The organism is Streptomyces sp. NBC_00237 (assembly GCF_026342435.1).
Taxonomy (GTDB): Bacteria; Actinomycetota; Actinomycetes; order Streptomycetales; family Streptomycetaceae; genus Streptomyces.
Map to the genome: position 1 here is coordinate 201,643 of NZ_JAPEMT010000001.1, position 19,828 is coordinate 221,470.

A 19,828-nucleotide genomic window follows, 5' to 3' on the forward strand; every position below is an offset into this window, starting at 1 on the left:
AGAGGATCACTCACGCTCCGCCAACTCCCTTCCCAGGAGCCCCTGTTCCTCCTCCGGCAACCACCGCCCCGCGTGCACCATCCGCAACGCCGACACCAGTCGCTCCCGGTCGGCCGCCGACCCCAGATCGCCGACGTACGCGGGCAGTACCAGCCCCAACGCCTTCAGCTCCGCCCTCGCACACCACCGCGCCACGAGGTCCGCCAGCACCCCGCCCGTATCGGCGGCCCCCTCCCGCAGCCCCTCCCGGATCGCGAACCGTACCCAGTCCCCGTACGGCCCGGCGGGCACGGCGTCGATGTGCGCCGCCGCCTGCTCCCAGTGCTCGCGCGCCCGGTCCCGATCGCCCAGGTCCCCGTACGACTTCGCCATGTTGAGGTGCAGCGACGGATAGAAGCCCGCGACCCTCGCGTCGCCGACCAGGTCCGCGCGCTCCAGGCACGCACGGTTCCAGCGCAACGTCTTCTCGGGGGACGGCTGCTGGCGGGCCAGATAGTGCGCGGCGACACAGGCGTCGTAGTCGTCGACGGCGCTCCCCCACGCCTGCTCGAAGAGCCGCCGCGCCTCGTCCGCACGCCCGTCCGCCTCGGCCCGCATCCCCCGTGCGCACAGCGCCACCACCGGATTCTCAGCGTCCACCGTCCTCGCCCCCGCTCTCTCCACTCGCGCACCGCACCGACTCACTCGTACTCCGCACCGGCTCGCCCGGGTCCCGCACCGGCATCACCAGCGTCGTGAAACTCCCCTGGTCCGCCGACCGCACCACCACCGGTTCCTGTGCCGAAGCGATCTCCAGCAGTACGTCCGGACCCACCGCGGCATCCAGCGCCTGGAGCAGCACCTCCACGTCGAACGCGATCCGCACCCCGGGCTCCGGCCCCGTGCACACCGCGCGCAGCTCGGCCGACCCGCACGGCCCCGCGCAGTGCAGCGCACCGCCCGGCCCGGTCCGCAGCACCACCGGCCCTCCCGCGCCCACCAGGAACTCCCTCAGCACCGCCCGCTCGACGATCACCCGGTGACGTACCTGCGACAGTCCTTCCAGCACCGTCCGGTACGCAGGGAACTCCCCTTCCCCGTACGGCGACAGTGCTCGCGGCTCCTCGGAAACCGCACCAATCCCCACCATCCGGACGCAGGCGCTCCGGCCGCCGCCGTCGGACCACCACTCCACCTCGTCGGCCCGCAGCGCCCACGCCCCCACCTCGCGCAGTTCGTCCGCGCGCACCAGCACGCGGTCCGGACCGCCGGTCGCCTCGGACGCCCGCAGCACCCGTACGACCAGCCGATACCGGTCCGTGGCGACCAGCCGCACCTCGCTCCCCTCGCACTCGACCAGTACGCAGCCGAGCACCGGGAACTCCTCGCGCACGGCCCCCGTGGCGACCGCCGAGAGCACCTGTCGCACCGCACTGGACAGTTCGGCACCGCCCAGCCGGACAGTGACAGGGCCTTCCCTCCCGCCCTCCTCATCCGGAGTCCAGACCTCCGGCAGCTCCCGCAGGATCTCCTCAATGAGCGCACCCGCGGCCCGCGCGGTGTCCCGCGTCCGCCGCGCATGCCCCTCCAGCACGGACCGGGCGTCCTCCGGCGGCCCGTCCAGCACGACCGTCGCGTCCACCAACGGCAGCCCCGCCTCCCGCAGCCGCCGCACCAGTACGGCCCGCGCGGTCTGCTCGGGCGCGTAGAACCGGTACCCGGTGCCGCCGTCCACCCGCGCGGGACGCAGCACCCCGCAGTCGTCGTAGAACCGCAGCGCACTCGGCGCCAGCCCCACCCTCCGGGCGAACACGCCGATGCTCAGCGACGCCCCACCGGCGTCGTCCTCCGCCTCACCCACAGGTCTCGTGTCCATGGCCGCGATTCTTGACCCTCAAGCCACCTGAAGGTCAAAACCCGCAGGTCAGAGGATGCCTGTCAGCGACCCCAGTCCCGTCGGCAGCAGTGGCGAGGCATGTCGAAGGTGGTGTTCTCCACAGGCATCAGGTCTGCGCCATGTCCACGAAGCGCGAGTAGTGGCCCTGGAAGGCCACCGTGATCGTCGCCGTAGGGCCGTTTCGGTGCTTGCCGACGATGATGTCCGCCTCGCCCGCTCGCGGCGACTCCTTCTCGTACGCGTCCTCGCGGTGCAACAGGATCACCATGTCCGCGTCCTGCTCGATCGAGCCGGATTCACGCAGGTCGGAGACCATCGGCTTCTTGTCCGTCCGCTGCTCGGGGCCACGGTTGAGCTGGGACAGCGCGATCACCGGCACCTCCAGCTCCTTGGCCAGCAGCTTCAGGTTTCGCGACATGTCCGAGACCTCCTGCTGGCGGCTCTCGCTGCGCTTGGAGCCGCCGGCCTGCATGAGCTGGAGGTAATCGATGATGACCAGCTTGATGTCCTGCCGCTGCTTGAGGCGACGGCACTTCGCGCGGATCTCCATCATGGAGAGGTTCGGGGAGTCGTCGATGAACAGCGGTGCGGCCGAGACGTCCGGCATCCGGCGGGCGAGCCGAGTCCAGTCGTCGTCCGTCATCGAACCCGAGCGCATGTGGTGCAGCGCCACCCGTGCCTCCGCCGACAGCAGACGCATCGCGATCTCGTTGCGGCCCATTTCGAGCGAGAAGATCACGCTGGCCATGTTGTTCTGAATCGAACAGGCACGGGCGAAGTCCAGCGCGAGAGTCGACTTGCCCATCGCGGGTCGAGCCGCGATGACGATCATCTGGCCCGGGTGCAGGCCGTTGGTCAGCGAGTCCAGGTCGGTGAAGCCCGTCGGCACACCCGACATCTGGCCGCTGCGGGAGCCGATCGCCTCGATCTCGTCGAGCGCGCCCTCCATGATGTCGCCGAGCGGCGCGTAGTCCTCGGACGTGCGCTGTTCGGTGACGGCGTAGATCTCGGCCTGCGCGGAGTTGACGATCTCGTCGACGTCGCCGTCGCCCGCGTATCCCATCTGCGTGATCTTCGTGCCCGCCTCGACGAGGCGGCGCAACACCGCCCGCTCGTGGACGATCTCCGCGTAGTACTCGGCGTTGGCCGCCGTCGGCACCGACTGCACGAGCGTGTGCAGGTACGGGGCGCCGCCGACCTTGGTGATCTCGCCGCGTTTGGTGAGCTCGGCGCTGACCGTGATCGGGTCGGCGGGCTCGCCCTTCGCGTACAGGTCGAGGATCGCCTGGAAGACGGTCTCGTGCGCGGGCTTGTAGAAGTCGTGGCCCTTGAGGACCTCGACGACGTCCGCGATGGCGTCCTTGGACAGCAGCATGCCGCCGAGCACCGACTGCTCCGCGTCCAGGTCCTGTGGGGGCACGCGCTCGAATCCGCTGCCTCCGCCGCCGTCCCAGCCGCCGCCCGCGTCGGAGCCGCGGTCGTGCCGGTCGTCCCGTCCGCGTCCGCCGTCGCCGTTCCGCTTACGGGCGGGCAGACGGTCACCCGGACCGCTGTCGGCCCAGGGGTCGTCCAAGGGCTCGGAAATCGTCACCGGGCCCACCTCCTCCCGTCCGCTCCGCGGACCTCGCTGTGCCACTCTTTCTTACGGCACAGCTCCGACAAATGAGACGCCCGACTTCCGCTTCCGGCAGATCGTGTACGGCAAGATTCCCGGCGGTTCCCGGGACCTGCATCCGGCCGGAAGACAGGGCGGGCGCCGGTCCACGGTAGGCCCGTCGGCACCGTCAGCCAATCTGGTTATCCACAGGGCCTGTGAGAAAGTCGGCCATCGCTGTGGAGAACTTGCCCGAACCTGTGCACGGAGCGGGGGACAGTGCTGTGGACAAGTTCACAGCACTTCCGTGGTCACCCATCTGACCTGCGAAAACACCGTCCACCGGCTGTGGGGGAGAAAAACTTTCTCCCGCAGGCCAAGATCACTTCAAACGGCGCACACCGCAGGCCGGACAACGGCGATCGGTAAGGGTCCCAAAGCCATTGCATCTCTTACCTGTGGAAGATTAGATTGAGGCCATGACACAGGCTCCCTCGGCACCGAAAGCAGGCCGCCGTCGGCACGACCGCGAGATCGTCGCGCTCGCCCTGCCCGCCTTCGGCGCACTCGTCGCCGAGCCCCTCTTCCTGATGGCCGACAGCGCCATCGTCGGCCACCTCGGAACCCCCCAGCTGGCCGGGCTCGGCATCGCCTCGGCACTGCTCACCACCGCGGTGAGCATCTTCGTGTTCCTCGCGTACGCGACCACCGCAGCCGTCTCCCGGAGGGTCGGCGCGGGCGACCTCGCCGCCGCCATCCGCCAGGGCATGGACGGCATCTGGCTGGCCCTCCTCCTGGGCGCGGTCGTCATCGCCGCCGTCCTGCCGGGCGCACCCGGCCTGGTCGACCTCTTCGGCGCCTCCGACACGGCCGCCCCCTACGCCGTCACGTACCTGCGCATCTCCAGCCTCGGCATCCCCGCGATGCTCGTCGTGCTGGCCGCTACCGGCGTCCTGCGCGGCCTCCAGGACACGAAGACGCCGCTGTACGTCGCCATCGGCGGCTTCGTCGCCAACGGCATCCTCAACGTGCTCCTCGTCTACGGCTTCGGGCTCGGCATCGCCGGTTCGGCCTGGGGAACCGTGGCCGCGCAATGGGCCATGGCCGCCGTCTACCTCGTGGTCGTCGTCCGCGGCGCCCGGCGGCACGGGGCCTCCCTGCGACCGGACGCCGCCGGAATCAGGGCCTCAGCCCAGGCCGGAGCACCCCTCCTCGTCCGTACGCTGTCGCTGCGCGCGGTACTGATGATCGCGACGGCCGTCGCCGCCCGCCTCGGCGACGCGGACGTGGCAGCGCACCAGATCATCCTGACCCTGTGGAGCCTGCTCGCCTTCGCCCTGGACGCCATCGCCATCGCGGGACAGTCCATCATCGGCCGCTACCTGGGCGCGGGCGACGAAGATGGCGCACGGGCCGCCTGCCGTCGGATGGTGGAGTGGGGAATCGCGGCCGGTGTGGTGCTCGGCATCCTGGTCGTGCTGTCCCGCCCCCTGTTCGTCCCCCTCTTCACCAGCGACCAGGTCGTACGGGACATCCTGCTGCCCGCTCTTCTGGTGGTGGCGGTCAGCCAGCCGATCTCGGGCGTGGTCTTCGTGCTCGACGGCGTACTGATGGGCGCGGGCGACGGCCCGTACCTGGCATGGGCGATGCTGGCCACGCTCGCGGTGTTCGCCCCGGTGGCACTGCTGGTGCCGAAACTGGGCGGCGGTCTGACGGCGCTGTGGTGGGCGATGGTCCTGATGATGGTGGTGCGGATGGCCACCTTGTGGTGGCGGACCCGCTCGGGCCGCTGGATCGTCACGGGCGCCACGCGCTGACGCGCCACCGCATGTTTCACGTGAAACATCCTGAGCCGGATGCTCCGGTGAAGCCCTCCCGTTTCACGTGAAATATCCGCCCATGCAAAAGGGCCGCACCCCCGAGGGAATGCGGCCCTTCCTCATGCTCAGACCTTCTCAGGCCGGGGCGTGCTGCACTCAGGCAGCGACGACCTCGACGCCGAGCTTCGCGGCCACGTCAGCGTGCAGACGCACGGAGACCTGGTACGAACCAAGGGTCTTGATCGGGGAGCCCAGCTCGACGCTGCGCTTGTCGACCTTCGGACCACCGGCGGCGACGATCGCGGCAGCGACGTCGGCGGGGGTCACGGAGCCGAAGAGACGGCCCGCGTCGCCGGAGCGAACGGACAGGCTGACCTTCGTGCCCTCAAGCTTGGCCTTGACTTCGTTGGCCTGCTCGATGGTCGCGATCTCGTGGATCTTGCGGGCGCGGCGGATCTGCGCCACGTCCTTCTCGCCACCCTTGGTCCAGCGCAGCGCGAAGCCACGGGGAACCAGGTAGTTGCGAGCGTAGCCGTCCTTGACGTCGACGACGTCGCCAGCGGTACCGAGGCCGGAGACCTCGTGGGTCAGGATGATCTTCATTTTTCGGTCACCCTTTCCTTATCGCGCGGTGGACGTGTAGGGCAGCAGCGCCATCTCACGGCTGTTCTTGACGGCCGTGGCGACGTCACGCTGGTGCTGCGTGCAGTTGCCGGTAACGCGGCGGGCACGGATCTTGCCGCGGTCGGAAATGAACTTCCGCAGCATGTTCGTGTCCTTGTAGTCCACGTACTGGGTCTTGTCCTTGCAGAACGCGCAGACCTTCTTCTTAGGCTTGCGCACAGGCGGCTTCGCCATGGTGTTTCTCCTGTGTGATCAAGAAGTGGGTGGTACGAGCTGCCCTAGAAGGGAGGCTCGTCCGAGTAGCCACCGCCGCCGCCGGAGCCGGAGTTGCCGGAGTTTCCACCCCAGCCACCCCCGCCCTGCGGCGGCTGCCCACCGGCCGGCGCGCTGGACGCCCAGGGGTCGTCGGAGGGAGCTCCGCCGCCCTGCTGGCCGCCACCGGAGCCTCCGCCCCAGTTGCCGCCGCCGCCACCCTGCTGGCCACCGCCGCCGAATCCGCCGCCGCCACCCTGGCCGCCACGGCCGGAGGTCTTGGTGACCTTGGCCGTCGCGGTCTTGAGGCTGGGGCCGACTTCCTCGACGTCCAGTTCGTAGACCGTGCGCTTGATGCCCTCACGGTCCTCGTAGGACCGCTGCTTCAGCCGGCCCTGCACGATGACGCGCATGCCTCGCTGGAGCGACTCCGCGACGTTCTCCGCCGCCTGACGCCAGACCGAGCAGGTGAGGAACAGGCCATCGCCGTCCTTCCACTCATTGGTCTGCTTGTCGAAGATGCGGGGAGTGGACGCGACACGGAACTTCGCGACCGCCGCACCGGACGGGGTGAAGCGCAGCTCGGGGTCGTCGACGAGATTGCCGACGACCGTGATGACGGTCTCGCCTGCCATGGGTGAACCTCTCGGCGGGGATTGCTGCGGAAAGCTGTGGTGCTGCTGGTGGGGTGCTACTCGATCCCGATTACCGCTGAACCGAAGTTCAGTGGGTCTCGGGGCGGAGGACCTTGGTCCGGAGGACCGACTCGTTCAGGTTCATCTGTCGGTCGAGCTCCTTGACGACCGCAGGCTCGGCCTGAAGGTCGATGACCGAGTAGATGCCCTCGGGCTTCTTCTTGATCTCGTAGGACAGACGACGACGGCCCCAGGTGTCGACCTTCTCGACCTTTCCGTTGCCCTCACGGACGACGGAGAGGAAGTTCTCGATCAGGGGGGCGACAGCGCGCTCCTCCAGATCGGGGTCGAGGATGACCATCACTTCGTAGTGACGCATGTGGAACCCACCTCCTTTGGACTCAGCGGCCACGGTCGTTCCGTGGCAGGAGGGTCGTGATGCGTACGCAACGGTATCGGCTGCCACTGACAATCCCGCGGGAAAAGTCCCACGGAGACGTTTAGGGCAGGGGTGACACCGGTGCAGACCGTCCAGAGTACCCGTAGAGAGGCTTCCGGTTGAAATCGGGCCCCGAGTGGCCGCAATCTGTACACATCGGGTGTGAGCGGCGTTACAGTGCGCCGCCTTCTGCCAGGAGGTGCCTCATGGCACAGGCAATGCGTCGTGTCCCTTCCCCCAGCCCCTCGCTCTTCGCGACCGACGGGAAGTCCCATCCGCTCCAGGACACCCTGATGGGGGTGACGCTGGTGCTGGGAGCGCTGGCCCTGGTGACGGCGATGTTCCACAACCTGCACCTGCTGTCCTCGTGGGCCGGACTCGTCGGCATCGTCACGGGCGGCTACGGCCAGTTCATCTCGGAGACCACCCGCGAGCGCTTCCTGCTCATCCTCGGGCTGGGCGCCTCGGCGCTCGGTTTCTTCCTCGGGATGGCGCACGGCGGACTCTTCGGCGGCGTACTGGGCTGATCCCGGCGGCGAATTCGGCCAGGCAGGGCCGGACGGGGCGCTCCATCGGCCCAGTAGGCTTCGGCGCGAGAGCCGGAGCCCCTGACCCCATGGGGACACACCTGCCGAGGAGCGCCCCGCATGACGAGCCTGACCCTTCGGACCATCACCCGAGAGCAGCATCTGGCGTACATCCAGAGCCTGCCCGCGGCAAGCCACATGCAGGTCCCGGCGTGGGCCGACGTGAAGGCTGAATGGCGCTCGGAGAGCCTGGGCTGGATCGACAGCCGTACCGGCGAGCTGGTCGGCGCCGGCCTGGTGCTGTACCGCCAACTTCCCAAGATCAAGCGCTACTTGGCCTACCTTCCCGAGGGCCCGGTCATCAACTGGTACGCCCCGAACCTGGACGACTGGCTCCAGCCGATGCTGGCGCACCTCAAGCAGCAGGGCGCCTTCTCCGTGAAGATGGGCCCCCCGGTCGTCATCCGCCGGTGGAACGCCGCAGCCATCAAGTCGGGCATCCAGGACCCGGACGTGAAGCGCCTGCGCGACGTCGAGGCCACCCACATCGAGCCGCGTGCCTTCGAAGTGGCGGACCGCCTGCGCAAGATGGGCTGGCAGCAGGGCGAGGACGACGGCGCCGGTTTCGGTGACGCGCAGCCCCGCTACGTCTTCCAGGTCCCGCTCGCGAACCGCTCGCTCGAAGACGTCCACAAGGGCTTCAACCAGCTCTGGCGCCGCAACATCAAGAAGGCCGAGAAGGCCGGTGTCGAGGTCGTCCAAGGCGGTTACCAGGACTTGGCCGAATGGCAGCGGCTGTACGAGATCACGGCGGTCCGCGACCACTTCCGGCCCCGCCCCCTGGCGTACTTCCAGCGCATGTGGTCGGCCCTCAACACCGAGGACCCCAACCGGATGCGGCTGTACTTCGCCCGCCACAACGGGGTCAACCTCTCCGCAGCGACGATGCTCGTCGTCGGCGGTCACGTCTGGTACTCCTACGGCGCCTCCGACAACATCGGCCGCGAGGTGCGCCCGTCCAACGCCATGCAGTGGCGGATGCTCCGGGACGCCTACGCGATGGGCGCCTCGGTCTACGACCTGCGCGGCATCTCGGACTCGCTGGACGAGACGGACCACCTCTTCGGCCTGATCCAGTTCAAGGTGGGCACGGGCGGCGAGGCCGCCCAGTACCTCGGCGAGTGGGACTTCCCGCTCAACAAGCTGCTCCACAAGGCGCTCGACGTCTACATGTCGCGCCGCTGATCTCCGGGCTCCTGCCGTCCGGGGTTCTGACGCCCGGGCTCCTGATGTCCGGGCCTCCGCGGCCCTCGTACGTTTCATACCTCTGATACACCGCAGCAACAGGAAAGGTTCCGGACCGGCTCATGGCGCTCACTCTCTCCGTCGACACCGCGCGCTGGCGGGCGCACCAGAAGTCCGTGATCGAGCAGTTCCCGGGCCTGGTTCCGGTCTGCAAGGGCAATGGCTACGGCTTCGGGCACGAGCGTCTCGCGGAGGAGGTGACGCGCTTCAGCTCGGACATCCTCGCCGTCGGGACGACGTACGAGGCGGCCCGGATCAAGGACTGGTTCAGCGGCGACCTGCTGGTGCTGACCCCGTTCCGGCGGGGCGAGGAGCCGGTGCCGCTGCCCGACCGGGTCATCCGTTCGGTGTCGTCCGTGGACGGGGTGCACGCCCTGGTGGGCGCCCGGGTCGTCATCGAGTGCATGAGCTCGATGAAGCGCCACGGCGTCAAGGAGTCCGAACTCGCGCAGTTGCACGCCGCGATCGAGGACGTACGCCTCGAAGGATTTGCGCTGCATCTTCCGCTGGACCGCACGGACGGGTCCGACGCGGTCGAAGAGGTCATCACGTGGATGGACCGCCTGCGTGCCGCCCGGCTGCCGCTGCACACCATGTTCGTCAGCCACCTCAAGGCGGAAGAGCAGGCACGGCTTCAGCAGCAGTTCCCGCAGACGCGGTTCCGGGCTCGGATCGGCACCCGGCTGTGGCTGGGCGACCATGACGCGACGGAGTACCGGGGCTCCGTGCTGGACGTCACGGCGGTGTCCAAGGGCGACAGGTTCGGCTACCGGCAGCAGAAGGTGGCGTCCGACGGCTGGCTGGTGGTCGTCGCGGGCGGCACCTCGCACGGGGTGGGCCTGGAGGCCCCGAAGGCGCTGCACGGCATGATGCCCCGCGCCAAGGGCGTGGCGCGGGCCGGACTGGCGACGGTGAACCGGAACCTGTCGCCGTTCGTCTGGGCGGGCAAGCAGCGCTGGTTCGCGGAGCCGCCGCACATGCAGGTGTCGATCCTGTTCGTACCGTCCGATGCGACGGAGCCGAAGGTGGGCGACGAACTGGTGGCCCACCTGCGGCACACCACGACGCAGTTCGACCGTCTGATGGACCGCTGAGACGTTCCTGAGCAGACCTCGACGGCCGGTGTTTCACGTGAAACACCGGCCGTTTCACGTGAAACATGGCAGTCAGTCGGTGGCGGTCGTCCCGCCCTGACGCATCCCCCAGTGCACGCGCGGCCCCTGGACCTGCTGCGCCTCGCGCCGGCCCGGAACCGCGGCACGGCCGAAGGCGAAGACGTCGGGGGCCCGGTCGAGCACGCCCCCGGAGGGGTCGTCGGAGCCGTCGCGCCGCACCACATCGCGCTCGGGCAGCAGGATGTCGCGGACGATGACCGCGCAGAGGTACAGCGTGCCGACCAGGTGCAGCGCGATCGCCAGGTGGTAGCCGTCGGTGGGCAGGCCCTGGTGCTTGTCGCCGCTGGTCGTGTAGGCGAGGTACATCCAGATCCCCAGGAAGTACATGACCTCGCACGCCTGCCAGATGAGGAAGTGCCGCCAGCGCGGCAGGGCGAGCGCGGCGAGGGGGATGAGCCACAGGACGTACTGCGGCGAATAGACCTTGTTGGTGAGGATGAACGCGGCGACGACCAGGAAGGCCAGCTGGGCGAAGCGCGGCCGCCGGGGGGCAGTGAGCGTGAGCCAGGCGATTCCGGCGCACGCCAGCACCATCAGCACGATGGCGTACGTGTTGACCTGCTCGTGCTTGAGCGAGATACCGGTGCTCTGATTGATGATCAGCCAGAACGAGCCGAAGTCGACCTCCCTCTCCTGGCTGAAGCTGTAGAACTTCTTCCATCCCTGGGGCGCCGCCAGCATGACGGGCAGGTTCACGAGCAGCCATGAGGCCGCCGTGCCGAGCAGTGCCGCCCCGAATTCACGCCATTTCCCGGCCCGCAGACAGACCAGGAACAGCGGTCCCAGCAGCAGTACGGGATAGAGCTTGGCCGCGGTGGCGAGCCCGATGAGGATGCCGAACGCCAGCGACCGGCCCCGCGACCACATCAGCATGCCCGCTGCGGTGAGGGCGATGGCGAAGAGGTCCCAGTTGATGGTCGCGGTGAGCGCGAAGGCGGGCGCGAGGGCCACGAGGAGCCCGTCCCAGGGACGCCTGCGATGCGTACGGGCGACACAGACCGCAATGACGACGGCGCAGACCATCAGCATGGCGCAGTTGACGATCCAGTAGATCTGCTCGCGGTACTGGAGCGTCCCGCCGGCCGGGGTGAACCAGGAGGCGACTTCCATGAAGAGGCCCGTGAGCACCGGATATTCGAGGAAGTCCATGTCCCCGGAGAGCCGGTCGAAATAGGGCAACAGGTCTTCCGAGAAACCCCGCCCGACGAACAGGTGGGGGATGTCGGAGTAGCAGGCGTGCGTGTACTGGGAGCTGGCGCCCTGGAACCAGGCCCAGTTGTAGCAGGGCAGTTTCTGCACCATGCCGAGTGCGAACATGCCGATCATCGCGAGCGCGACGACCCGCACCGGGCCGAACCGGCTGCCGCCGAGCCGGGCCCACCGGCCGATGGGTCCGCCGATGAGCTCACTGCCCGCGGAGGCGACGTCGTCCTGCCGCGTGGGTGGTACGGGCCGGTCCTCGTGCACGCTCGTCATGCGGGACATCCTGCCGTACGGGGCTGTGCACGACGGGACGCACGGCACAGGCCCCCTCCCAGCCCGTGCGGGACGGCCTCCCGGCCCGGGGCACGACGGAGGGCCGCCGCACCGTACTGCTCGGTACGACGGCCCTCCTGGGCGGGGCTCTACTCGCTACGGGTCAGGGCCGGGGGCTTGCCGGGAGCCGGGTCATCCGAAGATGCCGCCGTTGCCATTGCCACCGTTTCCGTTGCCGTTGCCCCCGTCCTGACCGCTGATGTCACCACCGGGCGGCTGGGTTTCCTCCGGCGGGCGGCCGGGGTCGCCGCCGCCGTCCGCGCCGCCGTTGTTGTTCCCTGTGTTGTTCCCGCCGCCGTCCTGGCCCTGCTTGCATTCCCAGTCCCAGATGTCGCACTCCTCGCCGCCCTGGCCGGGCGGCTTCGGGGGCTTGGTCTGGGCCGGGGGCGACACGGGCGGCGTCGTCTCGGCCGGAGCCGATTCCTCGGGCGATTCCTCGGCCACCTCGGTCGGCGTGGGCTCCGGGCTCTTGGCACCGCCGCCCCAGACCGTCTCGCCGATGGGCTCGGGGACGGGGAACTTCGAGCCCGTGTCCTTCTCCCCGACCATGTAGTCGTGCCAGATCTGGGAGGGGAAGGACGCTCCGTGGATCTTCTCCTCGCCGCCTGTGCCGAACATCTCCAGGAAGGCGCGGTTCTTGTTCTCCGCGTTGTCGTCCAGTCGGTACATGTCGATGGCCGTCGACAGCTCCGGTGTGTAGCCCACGAACCACGCGGACTTGTTGCCGTCGGTGGTGCCGGTCTTACCGGCGACCTCACGACCGGGGATCCTCGCGTTGGAGCCGGTGCCCTTCTCGACGACGTTCTTCAGCACCTCGGTGACGTTGTTGGCCACGTTGGCGGGGATCGCTCCGGATTTGGACTTCTTCTCGTGCTTCCAGAAAGGCTGTCCCTTGTACTTCACCTCCTTCACGGAGTACGGCTCGTTCTGCTCGCCGCTGGCCGCGAAAGTGGCGTACGCACCGGCCATGCGAATGGCACTCGGGTCGGAGATGCCGATGGAGAACGACGGGTTCTCGCCCTTGGCGAGACTGGAGTCCAGAAGCCCCGCCGCCTTCGCCGTTTCCCGGACCTGCTTGATGCCCACGTCCATGCCGAGCTGCACATAGGGAGAGTTGGCTGAGACGCGCATCGCCTCGCGGAGGTCGATGTTGCCGTAGGACTCCTGACCGTCGTTGGTCTGGAGCCACTCCAGGCCCTTCTCGTTCTGCCAGACGTCCCCGTTGTACTGCTTGATCTTCAGCTTGTTGTCGCCGTTGTACACGCTCTTCGGGGAGACCGGGGTGCGCAGGGAACCGCCCTGCTCCTTGGGTCCTTCCGGGTCGCGCTTGCCGTGCTGCATGGCAGCGGCCAGCACAAACGGCTTGAAGGTCGAGCCGACCTGGGCACCCGTCTGGTCAGCGTTGTTGGTGAAGTGCTTCGTCGCGTCGTTGCCGCCGTAGACGGCGACGATCGCCCCGTTCTTGGGGTCGACCGAGGCACCGCCGAACTGGACGTGGGTGTCGGTCTTGGGGCGGTCACCGGGCTTGATCTTCTTGTCGTAGACCTTCTTCACGGCCTTCTCCAGCCGTGCCACCTTGTCCTTGTTGAAGGTGGTGTAGATCCGATATCCGCCCTCGGACAGCTTCTTGGCGTCGATGCCCCGGTCGTTGTTGTTGATGAAGTTGGCCTTGGCCAAGTCGACCAAGTAGCCGATCTGGCCGCTCAGCTGGGCGTTCTTCTTGGGCTGCTTGACCTTCGGGAAGGTCGGATACTTGGCCCGCTCCGCCTTGGTGAGGTGCCCGTCATTCACCTCTTCGTTCAGGATCCAACCCCACCGCTCCTCGGCTCGCTTGCGGTTCTTCTCCGGGGTGGCCTCCGGGTCAATGGCCTCGGCACCCGCCGGGTCGAAGTACGTCGCACCCTTGAGTACGGCGGCCAGGAAGGCACACTCGCTCGGGTTGAGCTTGTCGGCGTCCTTGTCGAAGTACGCGCGGGAAGCGGCCTGAAGCCCGTAGGCGCCCCGCCCGTAGTACGAGACATTGAGGTAGCCGGCCATGATCTTCTCTTTGTCGACCTCGCTCCCCACCTTGATGGAGATCAGGAGTTCCTTGACCTTGCGGCCCAGGGTCTGCTCCTGGCCGAGCATCGAGTTCTTGACGTACTGCTGGGTGATCGTCGACCCGCCCTGGGTGTTCCCGCCCTTGGCCATGTTGACGACGGCACGCAGGATGCCCATGGGGTCGACGCCCGGGTCCTCGTTGAAGGACTTGTTCTCCGCAGAGATCACCGCGGTTCGCATGGCCGCAGGGATCTCGTCGTAGGCCAGTTCCTGGCGGTTGAACTCACCACCGGTGGCGACCATCTGCTTGCCGTCGTCCCAGTAGTACACGTTGTTCTGCGCCTTGGCGGCCGCGTGCACCTCCGGCATGCCCACCATGGCGTACGCGATGCTGCCCGCCGCCATGACCGCACCGACGAAGCCGATGCACAGCCCCGTCACCTGCTTCCACGACGGGACGAACCGCTGCCACCCGTACTTCGTGGACCGCGGGTAATCGATGAACCTCTTCTTCCTCGGCGGCTGCCCGCCCCTTCCACGGCCGGGACCCTCGTGGTCGCCCCGGCCGCCTCCACCTCCACGGCGGCCACCGCCGCCGCCTCCGCCCCGCTGGGCGGCCCTGCGGGCTTCGGCCCTTCCTCCGTACTGCGGTTCCTGCCCGTACGCACCAGACGGCGACCCGACGGCAGAGCCACGGGACGGCGGGGCCGCGCGGCGGCCTGAAGGTTGCTGGGCGGCTTTCCTGGCCGCGGCACGACCGCCACCTTGCGGCTGCGGAGGCTTGCGACGGTGCTCGCTCATCGAACGACTACTCCTCGGGCAGGCGAGTTCGCCTGGAAGCGGCAGCTGAGTTCCGGTCCCCCCCGAAATGCGAACGAGCCTTCCCACAGGCTCGTTCTTGCTCCTCCCGGAAACACGACGCCCCCTTGCGTCACGCGGCTCCCGGTGTTTTGCATGCCGCACAGACTACGCACGCTCAAAACCGCCTCAGTGCCGATGTTCACCCCAAATCAGGCAAGTTGCTTCCCACGAATTGATGATGTGACGCCGTTCACCATGACTGGCCTTGTCGCAAGCGGACGGCCGTTCTATCGTCTGGATGTATCGACTCGATACATCGGCCCGGCATAAGTTCGGCATAAGTGCAGGACAGCGGCTGGGACTTCACGGCAGCGACAGGGAGGCGAAGGGTGAGCAGACGCTCCGGCATCCTCGAATTCGCCGTACTCGGTCTGCTCCGCGAGTCCCCGATGCACGGGTACGAACTGCGCAAGAGGCTCAACACCTCGCTGGGCGTCTTCCGTGCCTTCAGCTACGGCACGCTCTACCCGTGCCTCAAGTCGCTGGTCGCGCACGGCTGGTTGATCGAGGAGCCGGGCAGCGCCCCCGAGGACGCGCTCGCCGCCACGCTCGCCGGACGACGGGCCAAGATCGTCTACCGGCTTACGGCGGAGGGCAAGGAGCACTTCGAGGAGCTGCTCTCCCACACCGGCCCCGACTCCTGGGAGGACGAGCACTTCGCAGCTCGCTTCGCCTTCTTCGGGCAGACGGAGCGTGAGGTGCGGATGCGCGTCCTCGAAGGGCGCCGCAGCCGTCTTGAGGAGCGCCTGGAGAAGATGCGGGCCTCGCTGGCCCGCACCCGGGAGCGCCTGGACGACTACACCCTCGAACTCCAGCGGCACGGAATGGAGTCCGTGGAGCGCGAGGTGCGCTGGCTGAACGAGCTCATCGAGAGCGAGCGCGTGGGCCGGGACCAACTCCGGTCCGAGGACGTCGGCACAGCCGGCGTTGACCGCACGGTCGACGACGGACGAATGGTCAGTGACGACTGCTCGGCCGACGACCGCACATCAGGTGACAAGGGCGGCCTGCCCCGGCACAGGGGTACCACCCCGCCGGATACGCCCGACGACACCGCCAACTGAGGTCCTGCACTCCGCAGGTCTCGTACAGAACACACAGGGAGCAACCGTCAATGGGTTCCGTTCGCGTAGCCATCGTCGGCGTGGGCAACTGCTCTGCGTCGCTGGTCCAGGGCGTCGAGTACTACAAGGACGCTGACCCGGACGCTCGCGTGCCCGGTCTGATGCACGTCCAGTTCGGCGACTACCACGTCAAGGACGTGGAGTTCGTGGCCGCCTTCGACGTCGACGCCAAGAAGGTCGGACTGGACCTCGCGGACGCCATCGGCGCCAGCGAGAACAACACCATCAAGATCTGCGACGTGCCGCCCACCGGCGTCACCGTCCAGCGCGGCCACACCCTCGACGGCCTGGGCAAGTACTACCGCCTGACCATCGAGGAGTCCGCGGAGAAGCCGGTCGACGTCGTCCAGGCTCTGAAGGACGCCCAGGTCGACGTCCTGGTCTGCTACCTCCCGGTCGGCTCCGAGGACGCGGCGAAGTTCTACGCCCAGTGCGCCATCGACGCCAAGGTCGCCTTCGTCAACGCCCTCCCGGTCTTCATCGCCGGTACCAAGGAGTGGGCGGACAAGTTCACCGAGGCGGGCGTCCCGATCGTCGGCGACGACATCAAGTCGCAGGTCGGCGCCACCATCACGCACCGCGTCATGGCCAAGCTGTTCGAAGACCGCGGTGTGCGCCTGGAGCGCACCATGCAGCTGAACGTCGGCGGCAACATGGACTTCAAGAACATGCTGGAGCGCGACCGCCTGGAGTCCAAGAAGGTCTCCAAGACGCAGGCCGTCACCTCGCAGATCCGCGACCGCGAGCTCGGCGAGAACAACGTCCACATCGGCCCCTCCGACTACGTGGCCTGGCTGGACGACCGCAAGTGGGCGTACGTCCGCCTTGAGGGCCGTGCCTTCGGTGACGTCCCGCTGAACCTTGAGTACAAGCTCGAAGTGTGGGACTCCCCGAACTCCGCGGGCGTCATCATCGACGCGGTGCGCGCGGCGAAGATCGCGAAGGACCGCGGCATCGGCGGCCCGATCCTCTCCGCTTCCTCGTACTTCATGAAGTCCCCGCCGGTGCAGTACTTCGACGACGAGGCATACGCCAACGTCGAGAAGTTCATCAAGGGCGAGGTCGAGCGCTAAGCGCCGCCACCGTCGACGAGGAGGGGCCCCGGGCAACAACTTGCCCGGGGCCCCTCCTCGTCCCGCCGTGTGTGACTCTTGCTCGCATGTCCGTCGTACGTGATCTGCGGGTGCTGCTGTGCCTGCCCGACTTCCGGCGCCTGCTGAGCGTGCGGCTGCTCTCCCAGTCCGCAGACGGCGTCTACCAGGTCGCCCTCGCCGCGTACGTCGTCTTCTCCCCGGAGAAACAGACCTCGCCCGCCGCCATCGCCTCCGCCATGGCGGTGCTGCTCCTGCCCTACTCGGTCGTCGGCCCCTTCGCGGGCGTCCTCCTCGACCGCTGGAGCCGCCGTCAGGTCTTCCTGTACGGCAATGTGCTGCGCGCCGTGCTCGCCGCCTGCACCGCCCTGCTGATCATCGGGTCGGCACCGGACTGGATCTTCTACGCCTCCGCCCTGTCGGTCACGGCCGTCAACCGCTTCGTCCTGTCCGGGCTCTCGGCCGCCCTGCCCCGCGTCGTCGACGCCGACCGTCTGGTCATCGCCAACTCGCTCTCGCCGACCGCGGGGACCCTCGCCGCCACTCTCGGCGGCGGACTCGCCTTCGGCGTACGGCTGCTGGGCTCAGAATCCGACGCCGTGGTCGTCCTGCTCGGCGCGCTGCTCTACCTCTGTTCTGCGCTGGCCTCGCTGCGCATGAGCCGGGAACTGCTCGGGCCGGAACCCGAACTCCGACAGCCCCGGCTGGGCGCCGCGCTCGCCTCCACCGCGTACGGGCTGCGCGACGGCCTGCGGCACCTGGCCGCGCAACGGTCCGCCGCCCGCGCCCTGGCCTCGATGACCGTGTTGCGCTTCTGCTTCGGCGCGCTGACCGTAACGGTCCTGATGCTGTGCCGGTACGCCTGGACCGAGGGGCCCCCGCGCGCCGGCGGTGCGGACGGCCTGGCCCTGCTCGGCCTGGCCGCGGGCCTCTCCGGGGCGGGCTTCTTCACGGCCGCCGTACTCACCCCCTGGGCGGCGAAGCAGTGGGGTCCGTACGGCTGGATGGCCGTGTGCACCGCGTCGGCCGCCGTCCTCGTACCGGCATTGTGGCTGCCGTTCACGCCCGTACCCGTGCTGATCGGCGCATTCGTCCTGGGTCTCACCACCCAGGGGCCGAAGATCGCAACCGACACGGTCGTGCAGTCCTCGGTGGACGACGCCTATCGCGGCCGGGTCTTCTCGCTCTACGACGTGCTCTTCAACGTCGCCTTCGTCGGCGCCGCCGCGACGGCAGCCCTGATCCTGCCGGTGGACGGGCGCTCGACGGCCCTGGTCCTCGGCGTCGCGGTGCTGTACGCGGGGGTGGCGGCGGCACTGTTCCGCTGGAACCGGCAGAAGGAAAGCGGGTGATGTTTCACGTGAAACATCGCTCGCTGTTTCACGTGAAACATCACCCGCACCGTGCGGGGCCGGGCCGATGTTTCACGTGAAACATCGGCCCGGCCAACAGCCGCTCAGACCTGCTGGGCCCACCACTCCTTGAGGGCGGCAACCGCCTCCTCGTGTGCCATCGGCCCGTTCTCCAGCCGCAGTTCGAGCAGGAACTTGTAAGCCTGACCAATCGCGGGACCGGGGCTGATGCCCAGGATCTCCATGATCTGATTGCCGTCCAGGTCGGGCCGGATCGAGTCCAGCTCCTCCTGCTCCTGGAGCTCCGCAATGCGCTCCTCCAGCCCGTCATACGCCCGGGAGAGCGCCGCGGCCTTCCGCTTGTTGCGGGTGGTGCAGTCCGAGCGGGTCAGCTTGTGCAGCCGGTCCACGAGGGGGCCTGCGTCCCGGACGTAACGGCGGACGGCCGAGTCGGTCCACTCGCCTGTGCCGTAGCCGTGGAAGCGCAGATGCAGCTCCACCAGCTTCGACACGTCCTTGATCATGTCGTTGGAGTACTTCAGCGCCGTCATGCGCTTCTTGGTCATCTTCGCGCCGACCACCTCGTGGTGGTGGAAGGAGACCCGTCCGTCCTTCTCGAAGCGGCGGGTGCGCGGCTTGCCGATGTCATGCAGCAGCGCGGCCAGTCGCAGCACCAGGTCCGGGCCGTTCTCCTCCAGGTCGATGGCCTGCTGGAGAACGATCAGGGAGTGCTCGTAGACGTCCTTGTGCCGGTGGTGCTCGTCACTTTCCAGCCGCAGCGCGGGAAGCTCGGGCAGCACGTGCGCGGCGAGCCCGGTGTCGACCAGCAGCGAGAGACCCTTGGCCGGGTGCGCGGAGAGCAGCAGCTTGTTGAGCTCGTCACGCACCCGCTCGGCGGAGACGATCTCGATACGCTCGGACATGGCGGTCATCGCCGCGACGACCTCGGGGGCGACCTCGAAGTCGAGCTGTGCGGCGAACCGGGCGGCGCGCAGCATCCGCAGCGGGTCGTCAGAGAAGGAGTCCTCCGGGGTACCCGGGGTGCGCAGCACCTTGGCCGACAGGTCCTCCAGACCGCCGTGAGGGTCGATGAACTCCTTCTCCGGCAGCGCGACGGCCATCGCGTTCACCGTGAAGTCGCGGCGGACGAGATCCTCCTCAATGGAGTCGCCGTAGGACACCTCGGGCTTGCGCGAGGTCCTGTCGTACGCCTCGGAGCGGTACGTGGTGACCTCGATCAAATACCCGTCCTTCTGCGACCCGACGGTCCCGAAGGCGATCCCCACCTCCCACACGGCGTCCGCCCACGGCCGGACGATCTTCAGTACGTCCTCGGGGCGGGCATCGGTGGTGAAGTCCAGGTCGTTGCCGAGCCGGCCCAGGAGCGCGTCCCGGACCGAACCCCCGACCAGGGCGAGACGGAAGCCCGCCTCCTGGAAACGGCGGGCGAGGTCGTCGGCGACGGGTGAGACCCGCAGCAGTTCGCTGACTGCGCGGCGCTGCACCTGGCTCAGGGCGTTGGGGTGGTCTTCGTTGGCGTTCGGCACAACAGAAAAGGGTACGTGGCCCCGCCGGGC

Annotated in this window: 18 protein-coding genes; 8 read left to right on the forward strand and 10 right to left on the reverse strand. The window is 68.3% G+C overall.

Annotated features, from left to right (window positions below; all coding sequences use genetic code 11):
• Positions 1 to 6 precede the first annotated feature (6 nt).
• The 3 genes from OG897_RS00910 to dnaB all read right to left on the reverse strand — a co-directional run bounded on the left by OG897_RS00910 (position 7) and on the right by dnaB (position 3,449).
• Positions 7 to 639 carry a hypothetical protein gene (locus tag OG897_RS00910; protein ID WP_266651877.1) on the reverse strand — a complete coding sequence of 211 codons (633 nt, stop codon included), beginning with the start codon at positions 637 to 639 and terminating at the stop codon, positions 7 to 9.
• Positions 629 to 1,855, reverse strand: coding sequence for a MerR family transcriptional regulator (locus tag OG897_RS00915; protein WP_266651879.1), 1,227 nt, complete (start codon positions 1,853 to 1,855; stop codon positions 629 to 631). Before OG897_RS00915 ends, OG897_RS00910 begins: the two co-directional genes overlap by 11 nt.
• Before the next feature lie 127 nt (positions 1,856 to 1,982).
• Positions 1,983 to 3,449: a replicative DNA helicase gene (dnaB, locus tag OG897_RS00920; protein WP_266656466.1), complete on the reverse strand. Its 1,467-nt coding sequence runs from the start codon at positions 3,447 to 3,449 to the stop codon at positions 1,983 to 1,985.
• 500 nt (positions 3,450 to 3,949) lie between these two features.
• Between dnaB and OG897_RS00925 the strand changes: the two genes are divergently transcribed.
• Positions 3,950 to 5,287, forward strand: a complete 1,338-nt coding sequence (locus OG897_RS00925) for an MATE family efflux transporter (protein ID WP_266651881.1) — start codon at positions 3,950 to 3,952, stop codon at positions 5,285 to 5,287.
• Between the two features lie 159 nt (positions 5,288 to 5,446).
• On the opposite strand, the gene rplI is transcribed toward OG897_RS00925, so the two are convergent.
• The 4 genes from rplI to rpsF form a co-directional block, all read right to left on the reverse strand.
• Positions 5,447 to 5,893, reverse strand: a complete 447-nt coding sequence (gene rplI, locus OG897_RS00930) for a 50S ribosomal protein L9 (RefSeq protein ID WP_266651883.1) — start codon at positions 5,891 to 5,893, stop codon at positions 5,447 to 5,449.
• An 18-nt stretch (positions 5,894 to 5,911) separates the two neighbouring features.
• Positions 5,912 to 6,148, reverse strand: a complete 237-nt coding sequence (gene rpsR / locus OG897_RS00935) for a 30S ribosomal protein S18 (RefSeq protein WP_003967857.1) — start codon at positions 6,146 to 6,148, stop codon at positions 5,912 to 5,914.
• 44 nt (positions 6,149 to 6,192) lie between these two features.
• Positions 6,193 to 6,801, reverse strand: a complete 609-nt coding sequence (locus OG897_RS00940; protein WP_266651885.1) for a single-stranded DNA-binding protein — start codon at positions 6,799 to 6,801, stop codon at positions 6,193 to 6,195.
• Between the two features lie 88 nt (positions 6,802 to 6,889).
• Positions 6,890 to 7,180: a 30S ribosomal protein S6 gene (rpsF, locus tag OG897_RS00945; RefSeq protein WP_005482942.1), complete on the reverse strand. Its 291-nt coding sequence runs from the start codon at positions 7,178 to 7,180 to the stop codon at positions 6,890 to 6,892.
• A 266-nt stretch (positions 7,181 to 7,446) separates the two neighbouring features.
• Here rpsF and OG897_RS00950 point away from each other — a divergent pair, with 266 nt between their 5' ends.
• From OG897_RS00950 to OG897_RS00960, 3 genes are all read left to right on the forward strand, one after another.
• Complete coding sequence (locus tag OG897_RS00950; protein WP_266651887.1) at positions 7,447 to 7,767, forward strand: hypothetical protein; 321 nt, start codon at positions 7,447 to 7,449, stop codon at positions 7,765 to 7,767.
• A 120-nt stretch (positions 7,768 to 7,887) separates the two neighbouring features.
• Positions 7,888 to 9,012: a peptidoglycan bridge formation glycyltransferase FemA/FemB family protein gene (locus OG897_RS00955; RefSeq protein ID WP_266651889.1), complete on the forward strand. Its 1,125-nt coding sequence runs from the start codon at positions 7,888 to 7,890 to the stop codon at positions 9,010 to 9,012.
• Positions 9,013 to 9,134: 122 nt separating this feature from the next.
• Positions 9,135 to 10,166: an alanine racemase gene (locus OG897_RS00960; protein ID WP_266651891.1), complete on the forward strand. Its 1,032-nt coding sequence runs from the start codon at positions 9,135 to 9,137 to the stop codon at positions 10,164 to 10,166.
• A 72-nt stretch (positions 10,167 to 10,238) separates the two neighbouring features.
• On the opposite strand, the gene OG897_RS00965 is transcribed toward OG897_RS00960, so the two are convergent.
• Both OG897_RS00965 and OG897_RS00970 read right to left on the reverse strand, forming a co-directional pair.
• Positions 10,239 to 11,732, reverse strand: a complete 1,494-nt coding sequence (locus tag OG897_RS00965) for a glycosyltransferase family 87 protein (RefSeq protein ID WP_266651893.1) — start codon at positions 11,730 to 11,732, stop codon at positions 10,239 to 10,241.
• Positions 11,733 to 11,915: 183 nt separating this feature from the next.
• Positions 11,916 to 14,264 (reverse strand): transglycosylase domain-containing protein, encoded by a 2,349-nt coding sequence (locus OG897_RS00970; protein ID WP_266651895.1) that lies wholly within the window; start codon positions 14,262 to 14,264, stop codon positions 11,916 to 11,918.
• A gap of 111 nt (positions 14,265 to 14,375) precedes the next feature.
• On the opposite strand from OG897_RS00970, the gene OG897_RS00975 reads away from it, so the two are divergent.
• From OG897_RS00975 to OG897_RS00990, 4 genes are all read left to right on the forward strand, one after another.
• The gene (locus OG897_RS00975; RefSeq protein WP_266651897.1) at positions 14,376 to 14,546 is read left to right on the forward strand and encodes a hypothetical protein; all 171 of its coding nucleotides are present in this window, start codon (positions 14,376 to 14,378) and stop codon (positions 14,544 to 14,546) included.
• 467 nt (positions 14,547 to 15,013) lie between these two features.
• Positions 15,014 to 15,748 carry a PadR family transcriptional regulator gene (locus OG897_RS00980; RefSeq protein WP_266651899.1) on the forward strand — a complete coding sequence of 245 codons (735 nt, stop codon included), beginning with the start codon at positions 15,014 to 15,016 and terminating at the stop codon, positions 15,746 to 15,748.
• A 50-nt stretch (positions 15,749 to 15,798) separates the two neighbouring features.
• The gene (locus OG897_RS00985) at positions 15,799 to 16,881 is read left to right on the forward strand and encodes an inositol-3-phosphate synthase (protein WP_266651901.1); all 1,083 of its coding nucleotides are present in this window, start codon (positions 15,799 to 15,801) and stop codon (positions 16,879 to 16,881) included.
• An 86-nt stretch (positions 16,882 to 16,967) separates the two neighbouring features.
• On the forward strand, positions 16,968 to 18,251 hold the full coding sequence (locus tag OG897_RS00990) for an MFS transporter (RefSeq protein WP_266651903.1): 1,284 nt from the start codon (positions 16,968 to 16,970) through the stop codon (positions 18,249 to 18,251).
• Between the two features lie 104 nt (positions 18,252 to 18,355).
• On the opposite strand, the gene OG897_RS00995 is transcribed toward OG897_RS00990, so the two are convergent.
• A complete protein-coding gene (locus tag OG897_RS00995; protein ID WP_266651905.1) occupies positions 18,356 to 19,798 on the reverse strand; it encodes a CCA tRNA nucleotidyltransferase in 1,443 nt (480 codons plus the stop codon).
• Positions 19,799 to 19,828: the final 30 nt, after the last annotated feature.